The 16,939-nt window shown below is 69.0% G+C and carries 19 protein-coding genes and 1 pseudogene; 6 read left to right on the top strand and 14 right to left on the bottom strand.

All coding sequences use genetic code 11. The features are described 5' to 3' along the window. Positions 1-13: 13 nt before the first annotated feature. The 3 genes from ACFVIU_RS34820 to ACFVIU_RS34810 all read right to left on the bottom strand — a co-directional run bounded on the left by ACFVIU_RS34820 (position 14) and on the right by ACFVIU_RS34810 (position 2,392). The gene (locus tag ACFVIU_RS34820) at positions 14-1,330 is read right to left on the bottom strand and encodes an MAB_1171c family putative transporter (protein WP_385847503.1); all 1,317 of its coding nucleotides are present in this window, start codon (positions 1,328-1,330) and stop codon (positions 14-16) included. After that, positions 1,327-1,869, bottom strand: a complete 543-nt coding sequence (locus tag ACFVIU_RS34815; RefSeq protein WP_385847502.1) for a ParH-like protein — start codon at positions 1,867-1,869, stop codon at positions 1,327-1,329. Before ACFVIU_RS34815 ends, ACFVIU_RS34820 begins: the two co-directional genes overlap by 4 nt. A gap of 91 nt (positions 1,870-1,960) precedes the next feature. Further along, the gene (locus tag ACFVIU_RS34810; protein ID WP_385847501.1) at positions 1,961-2,392 is read right to left on the bottom strand and encodes a LuxR C-terminal-related transcriptional regulator; all 432 of its coding nucleotides are present in this window, start codon (positions 2,390-2,392) and stop codon (positions 1,961-1,963) included. A gap of 350 nt (positions 2,393-2,742) precedes the next feature. Between ACFVIU_RS34810 and ACFVIU_RS34805 the strand changes: the two genes are divergently transcribed. Continuing rightward, on the top strand, positions 2,743-3,231 hold the full coding sequence (locus tag ACFVIU_RS34805) for a helix-turn-helix domain-containing protein (protein ID WP_385847499.1): 489 nt from the start codon (positions 2,743-2,745) through the stop codon (positions 3,229-3,231). A 191-nt stretch (positions 3,232-3,422) separates the two neighbouring features. Here ACFVIU_RS34805 and ACFVIU_RS34800 read toward each other — a convergent pair whose 3' ends face one another. Next, on the bottom strand, positions 3,423-4,424 hold the full coding sequence (locus tag ACFVIU_RS34800; protein WP_385847542.1) for a beta-ketoacyl-ACP synthase 3: 1,002 nt from the start codon (positions 4,422-4,424) through the stop codon (positions 3,423-3,425). Between the two features lie 211 nt (positions 4,425-4,635). On the opposite strand from ACFVIU_RS34800, the gene ACFVIU_RS34795 reads away from it, so the two are divergent. Both ACFVIU_RS34795 and ACFVIU_RS34790 read left to right on the top strand, forming a co-directional pair. Further along, a complete protein-coding gene (locus ACFVIU_RS34795) occupies positions 4,636-5,178 on the top strand; it encodes a PaaI family thioesterase (RefSeq protein WP_385847497.1) in 543 nt (180 codons plus the stop codon). Continuing rightward, entirely contained in the window at positions 5,175-5,561 is a 387-nt protein-coding gene (locus ACFVIU_RS34790; RefSeq protein WP_385847495.1) for a MaoC family dehydratase, read from the top strand. The genes ACFVIU_RS34795 and ACFVIU_RS34790 overlap by 4 nt, the downstream gene beginning before the upstream one ends. Before the next feature lie 223 nt (positions 5,562-5,784). Here ACFVIU_RS34790 and ACFVIU_RS34785 read toward each other — a convergent pair whose 3' ends face one another. The 8 genes from ACFVIU_RS34785 to ACFVIU_RS34750 form a co-directional block, all read right to left on the bottom strand. Further along, on the bottom strand, positions 5,785-6,513 hold the full coding sequence (locus ACFVIU_RS34785; RefSeq protein WP_385847494.1) for a 4'-phosphopantetheinyl transferase family protein: 729 nt from the start codon (positions 6,511-6,513) through the stop codon (positions 5,785-5,787). Beyond that, a complete protein-coding gene (locus ACFVIU_RS34780; RefSeq protein WP_385847493.1) occupies positions 6,510-7,361 on the bottom strand; it encodes an acyl-ACP desaturase in 852 nt (283 codons plus the stop codon). Before ACFVIU_RS34780 ends, ACFVIU_RS34785 begins: the two co-directional genes overlap by 4 nt. Next, the gene (locus ACFVIU_RS34775) at positions 7,358-8,278 is read right to left on the bottom strand and encodes an SAM-dependent methyltransferase (protein ID WP_385847491.1); all 921 of its coding nucleotides are present in this window, start codon (positions 8,276-8,278) and stop codon (positions 7,358-7,360) included. The genes ACFVIU_RS34780 and ACFVIU_RS34775 overlap by 4 nt, the downstream gene beginning before the upstream one ends. Further along, positions 8,275-8,562, bottom strand: coding sequence for an acyl carrier protein (locus ACFVIU_RS34770; protein WP_385847489.1), 288 nt, complete (start codon positions 8,560-8,562; stop codon positions 8,275-8,277). Before ACFVIU_RS34770 ends, ACFVIU_RS34775 begins: the two co-directional genes overlap by 4 nt. A gap of 2 nt (positions 8,563-8,564) precedes the next feature. Next, complete coding sequence (locus ACFVIU_RS34765; protein ID WP_385847487.1) at positions 8,565-9,113, bottom strand: PaaI family thioesterase; 549 nt, start codon at positions 9,111-9,113, stop codon at positions 8,565-8,567. Further along, the gene (locus ACFVIU_RS34760) at positions 9,113-9,970 is read right to left on the bottom strand and encodes a ferritin-like domain-containing protein (RefSeq protein ID WP_385847486.1); all 858 of its coding nucleotides are present in this window, start codon (positions 9,968-9,970) and stop codon (positions 9,113-9,115) included. Before ACFVIU_RS34760 ends, ACFVIU_RS34765 begins: the two co-directional genes overlap by 1 nt. A gap of 82 nt (positions 9,971-10,052) precedes the next feature. After that, entirely contained in the window at positions 10,053-11,738 is a 1,686-nt protein-coding gene (locus tag ACFVIU_RS34755; RefSeq protein ID WP_385847484.1) for an AMP-binding protein, read from the bottom strand. A 33-nt stretch (positions 11,739-11,771) separates the two neighbouring features. Then, positions 11,772-13,016 carry a cytochrome P450 gene (locus ACFVIU_RS34750; RefSeq protein ID WP_385847482.1) on the bottom strand — a complete coding sequence of 415 codons (1,245 nt, stop codon included), beginning with the start codon at positions 13,014-13,016 and terminating at the stop codon, positions 11,772-11,774. A 592-nt stretch (positions 13,017-13,608) separates the two neighbouring features. On the opposite strand from ACFVIU_RS34750, the gene ACFVIU_RS34745 reads away from it, so the two are divergent. Continuing rightward, positions 13,609-13,734 carry a hypothetical protein gene (locus tag ACFVIU_RS34745; RefSeq protein WP_385847481.1) on the top strand — a complete coding sequence of 42 codons (126 nt, stop codon included), beginning with the start codon at positions 13,609-13,611 and terminating at the stop codon, positions 13,732-13,734. Positions 13,735-14,078: 344 nt separating this feature from the next. On the opposite strand, the pseudogene ACFVIU_RS34740 reads toward ACFVIU_RS34745, so the two are convergent. Then, a pseudogene (locus tag ACFVIU_RS34740) lies at positions 14,079-14,177 on the bottom strand (GntR family transcriptional regulator); the annotation flags it as partial. A 62-nt stretch (positions 14,178-14,239) separates the two neighbouring features. After that, positions 14,240-16,123, bottom strand: coding sequence for a protein kinase (locus ACFVIU_RS34735; protein WP_385847479.1), 1,884 nt, complete (start codon positions 16,121-16,123; stop codon positions 14,240-14,242). A gap of 342 nt (positions 16,124-16,465) precedes the next feature. On the opposite strand from ACFVIU_RS34735, the gene ACFVIU_RS34730 reads away from it, so the two are divergent. Together ACFVIU_RS34730 and ACFVIU_RS34725 are read left to right on the top strand one after the other, a co-directional pair. Then, positions 16,466-16,672, top strand: coding sequence for a hypothetical protein (locus ACFVIU_RS34730; RefSeq protein ID WP_385847478.1), 207 nt, complete (start codon positions 16,466-16,468; stop codon positions 16,670-16,672). Positions 16,673-16,783: 111 nt separating this feature from the next. Continuing rightward, positions 16,784-16,924 carry an integrase gene (locus tag ACFVIU_RS34725; protein ID WP_385847477.1) on the top strand — a complete coding sequence of 47 codons (141 nt, stop codon included), beginning with the start codon at positions 16,784-16,786 and terminating at the stop codon, positions 16,922-16,924. Positions 16,925-16,939 lie beyond the last annotated feature (15 nt).

Raw genomic sequence — 16,939 nt, 5'->3', positions numbered from 1 at the left:
TCCGCCGCGCGGCTCATGCCTTCCGGCTGGGGTCGGTGGTGCGCGGGTCCGGCCGCTCCTCGGCCGGGGGCCCGTCGGTGCCGTCCGGGCCGGGTGCCACCGTGCAGTCGCAGGGCGGGAGCGCGGACAGCGGGCCGCGGTCGGCCGACACGCGCGCGTAGGCCTCGGCCACCTGCCGCAGCCAGGCCAGCTCGTCGGCGAACTCGCTGCCGGACTGGCGCGAGCCGGGACCGGACCAGGTGCCGGAGGGCTGGTGGCCGGTCCGCTTCCGGCGTACGGTCAGCGCGAGGACCGCGGCCTCCAGGAGGACGTCCGTGTCGTCCCCCTGCCCCGGGCGCCAGGCGCGCAGCCCGGCCCGCAGCCGGTCCTCGCAGACGTCGCACACATAGGGGCGCAGCATCCGCTGGCCGTCCCTGATCTCGATGACCATCCGGTAGAGCCGGGTGTGCAGGTCCTTCGCGCACAGGGCGAAGCGCGGGGAGCGGGGCTCCAGCAGGGCGATGCCCGGGGCGGCCTCGCACAGGGCCGACCAGAGGGGGTGCAGGGTGCGGTAGGACCTGTGGTGCTCCAGCCGGGTGGCGAGGCCCGTCCCCCAGCCGGGCAGGGTGTAGCCGAGCACGATCACCAGCGAGCCGGTGCTCGCCATGACCGGGCTCCACAGGACGGCCGCCTGGTCCCAGGCGGTCTGCCCGCACCAGCGGCCCACGAGTCCGACCAGCTTTCCTAGGATGAAGCCGAGGACGAAGAAGGCCCCGACCGCGGACAGCCGCAGCGACTGCGCGATCCGGGGCCGGGCCACGGCACGGGAGGAGGGCCAGACGTGCCGTGCCGTGTTCGCGAGGTTGAGCCCGTACGTGAGCAGGAACAGCAGCACATAGGCGCCGGCCGCCGGGCGGGTGGCGAAGTGCACCTCGAAGTCGACCGGGTGGGCGCCGGGCAGCGGGGCGGCGAGGAAGAGGGCGGTCATCGCGGCGATGGCCGACAGGTAGAGCGCGGCCACCCGGGGCAGCCGGCGTCTGGCCTCCTCGGGCGAGTGGAACCAGCCGGTCACCATCACGTGCGCGGACAGGGCGGCCAGCACGATGGAGCTGTGACCGAGGAGGGTGCCGAGGTTGGGCACCCCCGTCAGCCGGCCGAGCATGCGGTACGACACCGGGGCGAGGAAGAGATAGGCGATGCCGTTGAAGAGGCGGGTGCCGCACAGCGCGCGCAGCGCCAGGTTGCCCGGATCGCGCCTGAGGTCACGCCACTTGTAGCCGAAGGCGCTCAGGCTGATGACCCCGCTGAGGGTGTGGGTCCAGCTGAAGACGTGTTCCAGCGTGCTGGTCACCTCAGCGGACCGGTGGTGTGGCGGAGCGAGCGTTCCAGCCGGCCCACCAGGTCGCGCATGTCGGGCGGTACGGCGGCGGTGTCCAGCGGGGGACCGCTGACCAGCCGCAGCACCTGGGTGGCGAAGTACTCGGCGGCGTACTCGTCCGGGCGGCTGTAGTGGGTGCGGCCCAGCATGTGCCGGATGAGCGCGGGGTCGATGTCGTCGGGGAGGAGGGTGCCGCCGGGGACCTGGCCGCCGTCCCCGGCCGGGTCGGTGCCGGAGTGGCCCAGCAGCAGGTGGCCCAGCTCGTGGACGGCGACGTGGTTCTGGTGGGTGGGCGTGGTGTGCGCCTCGTAGAACACGTAGTCGACGTCGGCCGTCGAGACGAGGAGTCCGGCCGGGCCACTGGCCGGGAAGGCCAGTGGCGCCAGGCGGATCCTGCGTTGCCGCCGCTCGGACGTCTGACGGCAGAGGTCCTCCAGGGAAAAGGGGACGCTCAGATTCAGACCCTCGATCAGGCGGGTGCATTTCCGGCGCAGACCTCGGCGATTCATCATCGATCCCCCATCCACACGACACTGCTCAGGGTTCCATCATGTGACAGGGGATGCCCACAGAGAAAGATCCGGCCCGGCCGCCGGTTTTCGGTCAGGCGGCGAGACCGACCCGTTGGGCGTAGAGCGCGGCCTGGGTCCGGTCGCCCGCCCCGATCTTCGGATAGATGCCGCTGAGGTGGTTCTTGACGGTCTTTTCGGAGATCCCGAGTCTGCGGGCGATCAGCCGGTTGCTCAACCCCCGGGCCAGCAGCCGCAATACGCCCCGCTCGCGCGCGGTCAGTTCGCAGTCGGCGGGGGCTTCGTCCGCGTCGGCTCCGGTCAGCCCCAGCCGCAGGGCGTAGAGCGCGGCCTGGGTCCGGTCGTCGGCCCCGATCTTCGGATAGATGCCGCTGAGGTGGTTCTTGACGGTCTTTTCGGAGATGCCGAGTCTGCGGGCGATGAGCCGGTTGCTCAGCCCTTCGGCCAGTAAGCGCAGAACACCTGATTCCCGGCAGGTGAGTTCCGTGGTCAGTGCTTCTTCCACGTCGTGCTTCCCCCTTGTCGATGTAAGGGCATGAGAAACAGCGACCCAGCGAATGCACGCGGAATATGACCGCACACGGCGCCGGGCGCCACTCGAAAGCCGCGCTGTTCTTCGGGATTCGTCTCCGGCCGTCCCTGCCGTAGGACGCAGATGCACTCAACGACCAGTGCACGCAAGCAGATTCGACGTGCTCATTACTTGCGGTAGTCTTCGAGCGATGTACCATGAAAGGCTCATCGAACTCTCGTGGAGCCTACGTCGCCGTCATCACCTCGTCAACTGGTGTGGCCGCCAAGACCCCCCACGCACGCCTCCAGTTGTCAGCGCAGAGACCAGAGGAGCAGGGACAAATGGGGACAGAAGCGATCGGATCGCTGGCTCAGCGGCTGAACCGCCTCTTCGAAACCGTCCACCCGCGTGGCCGCGGCCCCTTCAGTAACGAGGAGGTCGCCCGCGCCATCCGGGAACAGGGCAGCGATATCTCCAAGCAGTACATCGCCTATCTGCGCAAGGGTGAACGAGGAAATCCTCGCCTCCATCACCTCGACGCCCTGGCCACGTTCTTCGGGGTTCCCGTCTCGTACTTTTTCGACGACGAGTCGGCCGCGCGCACGGAGAAGAGACTGGAGGAACTCGCGGCCTGGCGGGACGCCGGCCTGACCCAGCAGGACGTGCAGTCGCTGGACCGTGCCGGGGTCACCGGTGTGGCCATGCGGGCGGTGGGGCTGTCGCCGAAAGGCCTGGAATTCGCCAAGGCGGTTCTGGACCAGCTGCGCGAGATGGAGGGGCTGGAGCCGGGGCAGGACGGCCCGGGACGCCCGAGCGCCGAAGGCGCCTGAGGAGTGAAGGGTGCCCGAGGACCGAAGGCGCCCGTACACAGCCGCGGCCACCACCGTCGCCGGGGCTGTGCCGCTGTCCGTCGCCAGGCCTGCGCGAACCGCACGACAGGCGCCGGACACGCGAAGGGGCCCGCTCCCCGCCCCGCACCGGGGAGGAGCCGGCCCATGCGCCCACCCGTGGGCAGCCCGCGTCAGGGGGCCACGAGCACCTGCGCCGAGTAGCTGAGACCCGACCCGAAGCCGGCCGTGAGCACCAGCGCCCCGGGCCTGATCCGGCCGGCGGCGATCAGGGTGTCCAGCGCGAGCGGGATCGAGGCGCCGGAGACGTTCCCGTCGTCCCGTACCGTCCGCGCCACCTCGACCGAGGCCGGCAGCCCCATCGCCTTCACCGCCGCGTCGATGATCCGCACATTGGCCTGGTGCGGGATGAAGGCCTCGATGTCGTGCACCGTCACCCCGGCCGCGCGCAGCGCCCGCTCGCACACCTCGCCGACGGCGCCGATCGCCCAGCGGAAGACCTCCTGACCCGCCATCTCCAGGAACGGCCAGCGCACCAGGCGGTCCTCGCGCAGCTCCGCGAAGGACCGGCTCTGCTCGATGGCCCGCAGATGGTCGGTGTCGGTGCCCCACACCGCGCGCCCGATCCCCGGCTCGTCCGCGGGGCCGACCACGGCGGCCCCCGCCCCGTCACCGAAGATGAACGCCGTCGAGCGGTCGTACGGGTCGACGATGTCGCTCATCCGCTCCGCGCCCACCACCAGCACGTACTCCGCCTGCCGGCTCGCCACCAGGCTGCCCGCCACGGCCAGGCCGTGGGAGAACCCGGCGCAGGCCGCGCCGAGGTCGAAGGCGGCCGCCCCGCGCGCCCCCAGCTCCGCGGCGCAGGCCGCCGCCGCGGGCGGCGCCTGGTGCAGGTACGACATCGTGCACAGGGTGACGCAGGAGACGTCCGCCGGGGTGAGACCGGCCGCGCTCAGCGCCTTCTCGGCGGCCCGTGCCGCCATGACGGGCACTGTTTCGCCGGGCTCGGCGAAATGCCGGGTCATAATCCCGGACCGGGCCTCGATCCATGCGCTGTCGGAATCGATGAACCTGCATATCTCTTCATTTCCGACCACCCGGCCCGGGCGATACGAGCCCACCCCCAGAAGGCGGGCATATCGGCTGGGTGAGGATTCGATTTCAGTGATCATCGACGTCATCAATCCAATCGTGGATCGGTGCCCCCGGACATTTTTTCATCAAACGTCGGCCCATTGGCGGCTGTCAAGGAAGAAAAGGCCGGGACGTTTGTCTCATTGCTTCTCAGGTTTCCAACTCACAGCATGGAGAGGCGTGTTGCGGCTCATCGGAGGTGCTGCCAGACTGGCGGCCTCATGTCCGGCGCTCACATGGAGGAGCGAAGTGTCAGAGGTACATGCCCCCACCACACACACCGCCACGCTCGAATGGCGGGACCAGGGGCCGCTTTTCGCCACCCAGGCCGACGCGACGGGACTGTCATATCTGCGTGGGCTGGTCTCCGGTGAGATCGTCGCGCCGCCCGTCGCACAAGTCCTCGGCATCGCCGTCGTCAAAGCCGACCCCGGCACCGTGCAGTTCACCATGCCGGTCAAGAACTTCTTCACCAACCATCTGGGACTGCTCTCCGGTGGCATCCTGTCGACCCTCATCGACTCCGCCCTCGGCTGCGCGATCCTCTCCGCGATCCCCGAGGACAAGGACATCGTCACCCTCGATCTGAACGTGGACTTCCTGCGCCCGGTGCACGAGGCGTCCGGTCTGGTCACCGTCGACGCCGAGGTCGTGCACCTGGGGCGCAACCGCGGCCTGGCGAGCTGCCGCGTGGTGGACTCCGACGGCAAGCTGTGCGCCGTGGGCAAGAGCAGCTGCCTGGTGCGGACCAAGCGCCCCGCGGCCCCGGCCGGCCCGGAGGGAGACCGATGAGCGGCGCGGCGCCCGACCTCGTGGTCGGCCAGGTGCTGCGCGAACAGCGGCTCATCACCGTCGAGGACATCACCGCCTTCGCCGACCTCGCGGGCGACCGCGGCCGGCACCATCTGCCCGACGAGGGCCGGGCCATGGCCCATGGACTGCTCACCGCCTCGCTCGCCACGAAGATCGGCGGCAGCCTGCACTTCATCGCGCGCCGCATGGGCTGGGAGTTCCTGAAGCCGGTCTGGTCGGGCGACACGATCACCGCGGAGGTGACCGTGCGCGCGCTGAAGGAGGTCCGTTCGGGGACGGCGGTGGAGTTCGACATCGAGATCCTCAACCAGGACGGGGAGACGGTGCTGCGCGGCGACAGCACGGGCGTGATCCGCCACTGACGCCCCCCGCCGCTCCGCCCGGCCACCTCGTGCCGGGCACCCCTGGCCGCCCGCGAGCCCCCGACGCCCCACCGGCACGCCGGACTCAGGCTTCGCCGGGGCGATGTCACGCCACCCCCGCCTCTTCGCCCCACGGTTCCGCTGCCCCCGCAGGGTCCATCTCCGGGCCGTCACGGGAACAGGGCGCCCGGTGCGTCGTACGCCGTTCGGCCGGCGGGGCACCTCAGTGCTCCGGCGGCCGGGGGCGGGCGTCCCGCAGGGCCGCGAGGACGCGGTCGGCGGGGACGGTGCGGCGGACCGGCGGCAGCCGGCCGGGGGCGCAGACCGCGGTCACCCGGCCCGCCCGGCAGGACCACCACACACGGAGTTCACCGTGCCGCGCGCCGGCCACCCGCACCCGGAGCCGGCCGTCGGCGCCCCGGCTCAGCGGATAGTCGCGCAACGACGGGGAAGGCCCGCGGTACGCCTTGAGCGCGGCCTCCTTGCAGGCCGCGAGGACCGTGGCGAGCAGCCCGGGCGGCAGCGGCCGGCGCGGCCTCCCCGGCACCACGCACGGCGTCTCGTCCGGACCGAGCAGCCTCTTCAGCAGGATGCCGTTGCGGGCGTCCACCGGCTCCACGTCCACCCCGACGACCGGCCGGCCCGGCTCCCCGTACCCGACCGCGCAGGCGGCCAGATGCCCGGAGTGGGCCAGCGAGACGACCAGCCCGGGCGGCGCCCCCCACAGCAGGGGAGCACCACCCGGGCCGGGCAGGATCTGGGCGCCGGGCACCCCGGTGGCCCAGCGCACCGCCGCCTTCGCCGTGAGCCGGGTACGGACCCACTCGGCGCGCCGGCCGCCGCTCAGCCCCGCGGCATGGGCCCGCTCCCGCTCCCCGAGCAGCTCCTCGGGCGCGGACCGGCCGGCCCAGTCGCAGCCGACCACCAGGGTCCGGGCGCCGTCCGGGTTCACCGCACGCGCCGGATCGCCTGCACGAAGGAGGCCAGATCCGCCACGCTCGGCTCGCCGGGCGTGTCCACGAAGCCGCGCACCAGCCGCACCACCGCGTCGTACGACTCGGTGTGGTCGTAGGAGGTGGCGTCGGCGACCTTCAGGGACCAGCGCCAGTACCCCTTCATGGTGTCGGCGAGCGGCATCCGGAAGGTGGCGATGACGTCCTTGAGCCCGGGGACGGCCGCGGCGCCGTCCCTGGCCACGTACGCGCCGACCAGGTTGCTGTAGAAGGCGAAGTGCCGCGCCTCGTCCCGGGCGAGCCGGCCGAGCAGGTCCTTCAGGAAGGGCTCGCTGACCGTCTCCCGGAACCGCTGGTAGAACAGCTGCGTCGCCTTCTCCTGCACCAGCGTGTACGTGAAGGACTGCACCGGATGCTCATAGGGCAGCGTGAACTTCTTGCGCCCCTCCTCCGCGAGGTCCGCGAGCACCTGTTCCCGGGTCGCCATGCCGGTCTCGACCTGGTAGCGGCTGAGCGCCGAGGCGTGCCGCTCCTCGTCGTTGGCCCAGGCGACCAGGAAGCGGAAGTACTCCCGGTTGAACCCGAACCGCTCCAGCTCCTGCTCGGCACCGCCGACCGGGAACGCCTCCAGGAAGTGGGACAGATAGCCCGGGATGTGGTCCTCGACGAAGGTGATGAACCGCACCGCGGACCGGTCGGCCTCGGTGAGCCGCTCCGGCCGCAGCCCGTCCCAGTCCAGCTCGGCGAGGGTCCAGGTCCGCTCCCCGGCCCGGGTCACCGCCTGGTCGACGAGCTCGTGCATCTCCAGCGCGGGCAGCAGATCGTCCAGCACGGCCGTCTCGGTCATGTCGCCGTCCTGGGGCCGAGCCGGGTCTTCGAGGCGGTGAGGGCGTAGTGCTTGGAGGTGTAGCCCCAGCCGGCGTTGGCCGTGCGCAGATAGCGCAGCAGCGGCTCGGTCATCCCGGGGGCGACCGCCTCGATCCGGTCGCTGTTGGCCTCCGCGCGGCGGTGCCAGTCCTCGATGGTGCGGTGGTAGTGGGCGGTGAGGTCGTCCAGCGCCTCCAGGCTGAAGCCCGCCGACTCGGCCGCCCCCACCAGGTGGGAGAAGGGCACCATGTCGGCGAAACCGAAGATGGTCTCGGTGACGTGCTTGGTGCCCGGCCGGTCGGCGAACTCCCGGTACACCTCCGCGCTGCGGAAGCAGCTCTCGGAGAGGTAGAGCCGGCCCTGGCGGCGCAGCGAGCCGTACACCTTGCGCAGCACGGCCACCCGGTCCGGCATGTGGATGATCGACCCGAGCATGGTCGCCGCGTCGTAGCGCCCGTCGATCTCCAGGTCGGTGTAGGAGCCGACCCGGATGTCGACCCGGCCGGCCAGCTTGAGCTTGGCGGCCTGCTCCCGGATGTACTCGGCCTGCGGCCCGCTGGGGGTCACACCGGTGACCTCGCAGCCGTACTCCTGGGCCATGAACAGGGTGAGGCTGCCCCAGCCGCAGCCGATGTCGAGGAGGCACTCGCCGCCGCGCAGCTGGAGGCGCTCGGCCACGAAGTGCAGCTTGGCGGTCTGCGCCTCCTCCAGGGTCGCGTCCGGCGTGCGGTACAGGCCCGAGCTGTACTTGACCCGCTCGTCCAGGAAGGCCCGGAAGACCTCGGGGGGCAGCTCGTAGTGCTCGTTGGTGGCCCGCTTCGCCTCCTCCGGAGGCAGCGCGAGGTCGCCGTCGCGGCCCGCGTGGAGGGTGGGGCCGGCGTCCGCGTGGGTGGTCATCGGCCCTCCGTGCCGGCCTGGGCGAGCACCAGGCCGGTGAGCTGGCGCGGGGTACGGACGTCGAAGATGTCCTCGTCCTCGAACTCGACGTCGTAGACCCGCTCGATCTGCGCGACCACCCGGAGCAGGCGCACCGAGTCGGCGCCGGGCAGCTCCTTCAGAACGGTGTCCGCGGCGATCTCGCCGATGTCGATGCCGAGTTCCTTGGCGGTCTGGGAGCGCACCTCGTCCAGTACGGCGGACTCCTGGAGGGACACGGACCGCGGGTCGGTCTGCTGGGACATGGTCATCCAATCGCGTGGTCGAAGTAGTGTGCGAGCCGGTCGCGGTCGGCGCCGGCCAGGCCCATGTGGCCCTCGGCCTGCTCCGAGCTGATGGGCTGGTAGGCAGAACTGGCCATGACGTGCGGGGTGCCGTCCGCGTCGAGGACATCCGCCTCCGCGTGCACCACGCCGTTGGCCTCCCGGGTGATGCGGGCGACGGCCCGGTAGGGGACGCCGACCTGGAGCGGGCGCAGGAACTTGGTGCGCAGGGTGACCGAGAAGGCCAGCATGCCCAGGTCGAGGGCGATCAGATCGCCCATCAGCTCGTCCACCAGCACGCTGACGATGCCGCCGTGCACCACCGAGGGGTAGGAGGCGTACTCGTCGGAGAAGGTGATGTCGGTGGCGAGCCGGCCGTCGTCCAGGCGGAACATCTTCAGCGCCAGGCCGATCCGGTTCCGCGGCGAGCAGCCGAAGCAGGCGAAGCGGGGCTCCTCCAGCCAGGGCAGCTCGACCGGGGTGCCCTCGGGGAGGGCGGTGGCCGTGGCCGTGGGGGTGCCCTGCTCGGCCATCACGCCTCGTTCCCGGCGGTGGCCAGCTCGGCGAGCAGGCGCCGGATGTCGCGGAGCTTCTCCACCGGGCGGCCGGTCAGCTCGGTCAGCGTGTTGAACAGCTGCCGGTGGATCCGGTCCCACTCGGTGCCGTCGTCGACCTCGCCGAAGTAGCGGAAGACCTCGTCGATGGTGACATGGCCGTCGAGTTCGGGGAGGTTGCCCTTGAACTTGCTGACCGGGTGGTTGTAACGCCCCTCGGGGTCGGCCATGTAGACGTAGAAGGTCTCCAGGACCGACGGCAGCTCCTCCGGGCGCTGGGCCAGCCGGCGGGCGGTGTAGTGGATGAACTCCCGCGCGTGCCGCGCCTCGTCACCGCTCGCCCGCTTCATGATCTTGGCGATGACCGGCTCCTCGGCGAACCGGCTCACGCACTTGTACATGTGGTTGGTGGCGATCTCGGAGATGATGTTGGTGGCGAGCGTCGCCGACGGGGTGATGCCCGGCGGGTACGGCGCACGCATGGCGTTGATCTGCTCGTAGCCGACATCGGTGCCGGCCAGCCGCAGCCACTTCTTGAACGCCAGGTGGTGCTGGAGCTCCTGGTAGCCCCACAGGCAGACGAAGGCCGAGAAGTCGTAGTCGTCCACGAACTCGTTGAAGAAGCCGTGCTGCGCGGCGATCGAGTTGGACTCGCCCATGACGGCACCCATGGCGAAGGCGACGTACTCGGGCTTCACCAGGTCGGGCCGGAACTCGTCCCAGGGGATGTCGCTCATCTCCCAGGAGGCGGACTGGTACACGGGGAAGACGTCGTAGCTGTGCAGCGGCTCCGCGTCGGGGTCGCGGGCGGCCTCGATCCTGTACGGGGTGGTCACGGGTGTCCTCCGGTTCGGTTCCGGGTCGTGCCGGTTCGATCGGTCCTCGGTCCGGGGCCGGCGGCGGCCCGGACGACAGTCGCTAGGCGTTCTCGGCGGCGGTGCCGGCGGTCTCGGCGGCCAGCTCGGCCAGCCGTTCCCGGGTGCGGGAGCGCTGCCACTTGCCGCTGGTGGTACGGGTGATCCAGCGCGGTTTGACCAGATGCACCCGGACGTCGGTGAAGTCCATCTCCCGTACGACCCGGGCGGCGATCTCGGCCTCCAGGCCGGGTCCGTCCTGCTTGGGGTCGGCCTCGACGACCACACGGACCACCTCGCGGCCGTCCTCCGCCACATCGGAGAAGGCCACGCAGCGCTTGCGGTAGACGCCGGGCACCTCGCGGGCGACGGCCTCGATGTCGTCGGGGAAGTAGTTCTGGCCCCGGACGATGACCATGTCCTTGGTGCGCCCGGTGACGAACAGGTCGCCGTCGTGCTGGAAGCCGACGTCCCCGGTGCGGAACCAGCGCCCGTCGAAGGCGGCCGCGGTGGCCTCGGGCGCGTTGTAGTAGCCGGAGGTCACGGCCGGTCCCGCGATCTGCACCTCGCCCAGCTCGCCGGGCCCGCACACCCGGCCGTCCTCGGTGACCAGCCGCACCTCGAGCTGGTGCACCGGGCTGCCGAGCGCCACCGCGTCCTTCGCGCCCTCCGCACCGCGCTCCACGGGCACCACCCGTCCGGTGGCGGCCAGTTCGGCCCGGTCCAGGGAGAGGATGCGGGGCGTGGTGCCGGGCCGGGGGAAGGTGATGCCGAGGGTCGCCTCGGCCATGCCGTACACCGGGTACATGACGGTGTCCCGCAGGCCCGCCGGCGCGAGATGGGTGGTGAAGCGCTCGACGGTGGCGGCGCTCACCGGCTCCGCCCCGTTGAAGGCGAGCCGCCAGGCGGACAGGTCCAGCTCCTTGACCAGTTCCGGTGGCGTGGAGTCCACGAACTGCTCGTACGAGAAGTTGGGGCCGGTCATCACCGTGCCGCGGTGCTCGGCGAAGTAGCTCAGCAGCTGCGCGGGGCGGCGCAGGAACGCGGTCGGGGTGAACACGTGCACGTCGGCGCCGTTGAGCAGATGCGAGAAGAGGCCGACCAGACCCATGTCGTGGAAGGTGGGCACCCACTGCATGAAGACGTCGTCCGGGCTGAACTCCCCGGAGACCGCGCAGGCCAGCACACCGGCCGCCATGGCGCTCTGGGTGAGCATCACGCCCTTGGGGGCGCTGGTGCTGCCCGAGGTGAACTGTACGACCGACAGGGCGGCCGGATCGACGGCGGGCAGCCGGTGCGCGTCACCGGGGACGGACACCTCGGGGTCGATGAGGACCAGGCCCGGTATCTGCTCCGCGAGGAGGGCGCCGAGGCTCTGGAAGGCGGTACCGAGGACGAGGTGGCGGATGCCGGCGACGCCCAGGATGCGGGCCAGCCGGCGGGCGGTGCCCTGCTCGTCGCCGAAGCCGGCGGGCAGCGGCAGGACGCTGCACGCGGCCCCGGCCCGCTGCGCCCCGAAGAAGAGGCTGAGGAAGCGGGCGTCCGTGGGGACGAGGAGGCCGACGATGGTGCCGGGACCGACCCCGTGCTCCATCAGACCGAGCGCGCACCGCAGCGAGGACTCGGCGAGCTCGGCGGCCGAGATGCGCTCCTCGCTGCCGGGGAAGACGGCCACGGCGTCGGGCGAGGCCTTGGTGTGGTTCAGAAAGCATTCGGTGAGGGTGTCGCCGGACAACAGGGGGCTGCGCAAGGGGGGTTCCTTTCTTCCCTGAGCCGTGTGAAATCAGGGCACCAGATCGACACGCAACTCGGTCAGTCCGCGGAAATTGACGTGCGGGCGCCAGACGACGTCCTCGGTGCTGAGGGAGATCCGGCTGTAGCGCCGCAGCAGCTCGTTGAAGACGAGTCGTCCCTCCAGCTTCCCGAGCAGCGCGCCGATGCAGTAGTGCGGACCGCCGCCGAAAGCCAGCGGCTTGATGTCGGTACGGGTCATGTCGAGGGCGTCCGGGCGCTCGTACCGGCGCGGATCGCGATTGGCGGCACCGAGCAGGATCATCAATTTCGACCCGGCCGGAATGGTCTTGCCGCCGACCTCGACATCCGCGGTGGTGATCCGGGCGACGAGCTGCACCGGGGCGTCGTACCGGACGAATTCGTCGACGCCTTCCTCGATGAGATCGGGATTCTCCCGCAGCTTCTGCATCTGCTCCGGGTGCCGCAGCAGGGCCAGCGTGCCGTTGCCGATGAGATTGACCGTCGTCTCGTGACCGGCGTTGAACAGCAGCAGGACGTTGGCGATGATCTCGTCGTCGGAGAGCCGCTCGCCGTCCACCTCCGCCAGCATCAGCCGGGACAGGATGTCGTCCTGCGGTTCGCTGCGCCGCTTGGCGAGATGCTCGGCGATATAGGCGCGGAACTCGACCACCGAGGTGTTCATGGCCTGCTGCGTCGCGTCGTCCAGGGCGGGGTCGACGACATGCCCGATGGCCTCGGTCCACCGCCGGCACTGGTCCCGGTCCTCCACCGGCAGCCCGACGAGCCCGCAGATCACGGTCACCGGCAGGGGCAGCGCGAGGGCGTCGATGAGATCGATACCCTCCCCGGCGCCCATATCGGCCAGCACCTTCTCCAGGATCTGTGAAATACGGGGACGCATGTCCAGGATGGAACGCGCATTGAACACCGGATTCACCAGACCGCGGATACGCCGGTGTGATCCGCCGTCCAGCATGAGCATCCACATCCGGGTGTCCGTCACCACGGGACTCTCCCAGCCGCCCCGATGCTCCGCCCACTTCTTGTCCCGGTGGAATTCACTGGTGAGTCGCGGATCGCGGAGGAGCTGCGCGGCCTCGTCATATCCGGAAACGACCCAGAACCCGAAGGGCGTCTGATGGACCGGTTCCGCCTCACGCAGTCGCGCATAGAAGGGATAGGGGTCGCTGCGCATCCTGGGATCACGCGGGTTATAGAGAATCTCCGCTTTCGCTGCGTCCATGACGGGACAGCGTGGCAGGGCTGCTCGCACCCCATCAATAGGACCAAGGTCCCACCGCCGACCCGCTGATAACCGGCGCGAGGTGCGGTCTAATGCGTAGGCGCGAGGGTCGTGTGTGCGTGGGGGAGGGGGCTGGGGGAGCTGTGGTGGGCGACCCGGGGTCCCGCGGGGAGGTCGCGACGAACGGGGCGCCGGTGTACGACCTTACTGCGCACGGCGTACGGCGGCGGGCCGGCCGGCGGCCGCGGGCACCCTACGGGCCCTGTCTGCGCGCGACCCTGATGTGATGAGCGCCACACCCTCACCCCCGGTGGGTGCCGCCGCCCACCCACCCTCACCCCCCTTGTCTGCTCGCGCTCAATCGCTGTACGGCCGCCTGACGGCCTCTTCGGTGACCGGAGGCCAAAAACGCCCCCCGAACCCGGAGAGCTTTCTGAATAAGTACGCGCATAAGTACTGCCGATAATTCAGCACGCCGCCCGCTACTCCCAAGTCCCGTCCACCTGCGACTACTTGGCGCGCTAGGCTGTGCCCGCTGCTCCTGTTCCCCCTGATGTCCCGGCTGACGGCCGGGGTGGTTGGAGCACTCCGAGAAGGAGTGCCCTGGAAGAGGGGAGCAGCCATGAGGGTTCGATCGTTCAGGAAGGCCGGAAAGCGCTGGCCGGGGCAGGACCGCTGTCAGGTGACCCTGTCGGCGCTCAGCCTTCTCGTGGCGGTCGCCGCTCTCGTGGAGCAGATGACGCGGTGAGCCCGGCTGTGTCGTAGACGGCCGGACTCACCGCCGCTCCACGGGCATGGTCCGGTCTGGCGGCAACCGGTCCGGACCGTGCTCGGGAGCCGACCTTGCGGGACTGTGGTGCCCCAGGCCGAAGTTGAGCAACAAGTCGGCCTACTTGTTGCTCAACTTGTTGGACAACACAAAGCTACACGCATACAGGAACGGCCCGTATGGGGCTGGGGCATGTGTGACGGCCGGCATGCGCCCGGTGCCGGCGTCGTTCGGATGCGGCGCGGTCTACTCGCACACGGTCGCCGCTTGCAGAGCCCGGGCGAAGAACGCACAGTCACCGCCGGACGGCAACTCCCGGCCGGCAGCGACGCCTTCTCGGCGGTAGCCTGCCTCGGCTCGGGCTGCTCCACGGCGTGGCTGACGGTGATCTCGACGACGGCCATGCGGTTCATGACACTCGCCCGGACCCGCGTCGCCGAGGGTCCCTGCGGGCTTCCGTGCTGCCCAGCCGGCCACAGCTTGCCTATGGTGAAGCTGGTATGAGGCTGGAGGTAAGTTTCTGATTGTCGATTCGATAAACATCACATTGAATATACCGAAAGCCTGAATTCCAATCACTCTGGTCATTCATTCCGGCGAGTAGATCGTAATTTCCCGTCCTGTAGGTGCGGTAGCGTCGCTGACAGAGTGCTGTACTGTTATCGTTGGCCGTCTTGTACGGGGTCGTTGCGGGAACCTTTACGAAGCCTACCGTTTGCTCATCATGAGGCGAGCTGCATTTAGCCAGATAAGAGGCGGTAATGTTGCCCGATTTATCTGTTTGGTCGACATAGCAGTCACCGATCTGCGAGTTCTGTAGGTAGATCTGTTCTCCTAGTTTACGGAATTTACCCACATCTCCGGTTATGGGTACCGTTTTGTCGAAGACTAGGCAGGCGGTTTTGTGTACCCCGTTTCGCCAACCCTGGTCTGTTGGTGGCAATGAGTAGGGCTGGGCATCGGCCATTGCGTTGACCGTGTCCTTCACGTCTGACATGCATCGGTTATAGCCATTAGCTTGGGCGTCCGAGACCGATGTGGCGACATCGGACGCTAGCACTTGCCCGTCAGGGATATCGTTCGTGCGGTCCACCAGAGTCAGTTGTGGTAGTTCTGTGAATTTTCCACTTCTCCAGTGAACTGTAACACAGTCGCCGGGGCGCAACTCCTGTAGCAGTCCGACGGCGTCTCCGTATGGTTTAAGAGGGCCAGCCACCGAGGGGCTTTGTGGCGGCCTGGAATTGGGTGGCTGTGTTGTGGAACCAAGCGTTACTGTCAACCATGAAACCAGGCCGACGGCAAGTGTTGCCGCTGTGAGGAAAATTGCGCGGCGGGAAATTCGCTTCTTCGCTCGACCGGGTCTGTCTTCGGCTGATTTACGCTGCTGCGGCCAACGCAATGTTGGCATATGAGAGTTGACTGGATGCTGCTTTGAGTTCGAGTGCTTTGCCGCGGGGTGGCTGGTCTGTGTGACGGTTGTCTGTAGCGTTCGTGGGCCTTCGGTTGTGAGTCGCGTGAGCAGGTCTGTTGCTGCGTCGGGGCGAAGTCTCTGGGCCGGGTCTTTCGCTAGCAGCTCCAGAAGGATGGGCGCCAGGTTGCCCGCTCGGCGTGGTGGCGTGGGGTCTTCGGTGAGCAGTGCGGTGAGCGTGCCGACGGGAGTGCCACGGTCAAAGGGGCCTCGCCCCTCGACCGCAAAGTAGAGAGTCGCTCCGAGTGAGAATATGTCCGATGCGGGCGTCGGGTCCTCACCGCGGGCACGTTCCGGAGCCAGGTAACCGGGGGTCCCGATGATTCCCGTGACCGTGGTCAAGCGAGGCTCACCGGCGTCCTCCCGAAGCGAAATGCCGTAGTCGGTCAGAAGTATCCGTCCATCCCCTGCACTGCTGACGTCGTGAGGGTCGAGACTGGTGACCAAGACGTTCGATGGCTTGACATCCCGGTGCAGAATGTGCAACTGATGGCCCGTAGTCAAAGCATCAAGTAGAGCCAGGCCAATACGAGCCGTAACAGCTCGCGACACCGGACCGTCATCGCGGACCACTGCCTCAAGATCTCGCGCACCAGGCACGTACTCCATGACGATCCACGGCAAATCCTCGTCGACGGCGCAGTCATACACGGTAATCACGTGAGGATTACCGCGGAGTCGTGCTGCGTGCCGTGCCTCGCTGCGGGCTCTGGCGATGCGTGCATTCAGCTCGTGTTCAGAGAGGTCTGGTGGGAGGGCTAGTTCCTTGAGGGCGACTTCGCAGTCCAGCTCCTGGTCATGGGCGAGCCAGACACGACCCATACCACCGGCGCCTAGGTTGCCCAGCAATCGGTAGCGCCTGGCAATGACGCGGCCTGCGGCGTCGCCTATCGTCGCCATACCAGCTTCCGCCTGGTCGTGCAAATCAGATCTACTATTATTTTGCCCCTACCTCTAGCTGAGCGCATGTTGCCACGACGTACCCCTTCTCCGACGGGAAGGCGACTGATTGCTGTGCGGGCGGGCCGGTCGGCTGCCTTGCGCGCGGTGAGCGGAGCGAGTTGCCTTGTTGGGAGGAGAGAAGGCCTTTATTTCCCTGGGATGAGGTGCTCGTCGTCGTGGCTGTGGATGTGCAGGCCATGCGGTTCAAGGCGTCCGGCAGTCTCATCACGAGGCCTCGATCATGCGCTCGCTGATCCTGAGGAGTGAGCAAGGAGACGGCAGTGGACTCGCGATGCCCACATGGACAAGCGGTCGCTGCTGAACCCCGAGCAGACGGCGGCCATCCTCGACTGGATACGGCGCCGGCCGTGCGGCGGCAAGCGGCTCCACGCCTTCTTCGTCACGCTGTACTACTGCGGCCCCCGGCCCGAGGTAGCCGTCGCCATGTGGGTGGAGGACGTGACCTGCCCGAGCCTGGCGTCGGCGACCAGTGGTGCGAGCTGCTGATCCACACGGCGACTCCGGAGGTCGGGAAGCAGTGGACCGACGCGCGGGGCGGATCCGCGTGCAACGCGACCTGAAGGGCCGTGCGGAGGGCGAGACGCTCACGGTGCCCAGGTGGCCGAGTGGGCCGGGAACAGCGTCGCCGTGTTGCTGGCGACGTACGCCCGGTGCATCGACGGGCAGCTGCCGGACCTGAAGCGGCGGCTGGAAGCCGCGGGCGATCTCCCGGACACGGAGCTGCCGGGTGCTGGCTGATCTTGCACCGGTCGA

The organism is Streptomyces sp. NPDC127190, assembly GCF_042672505.1.
Lineage (GTDB): Bacteria > Actinomycetota > Actinomycetes > Streptomycetales > Streptomycetaceae > Streptomyces.
Note: the sequence above shows the minus strand (reverse complement) of the source record. Positions and strands in the feature narration are given on the sequence as shown.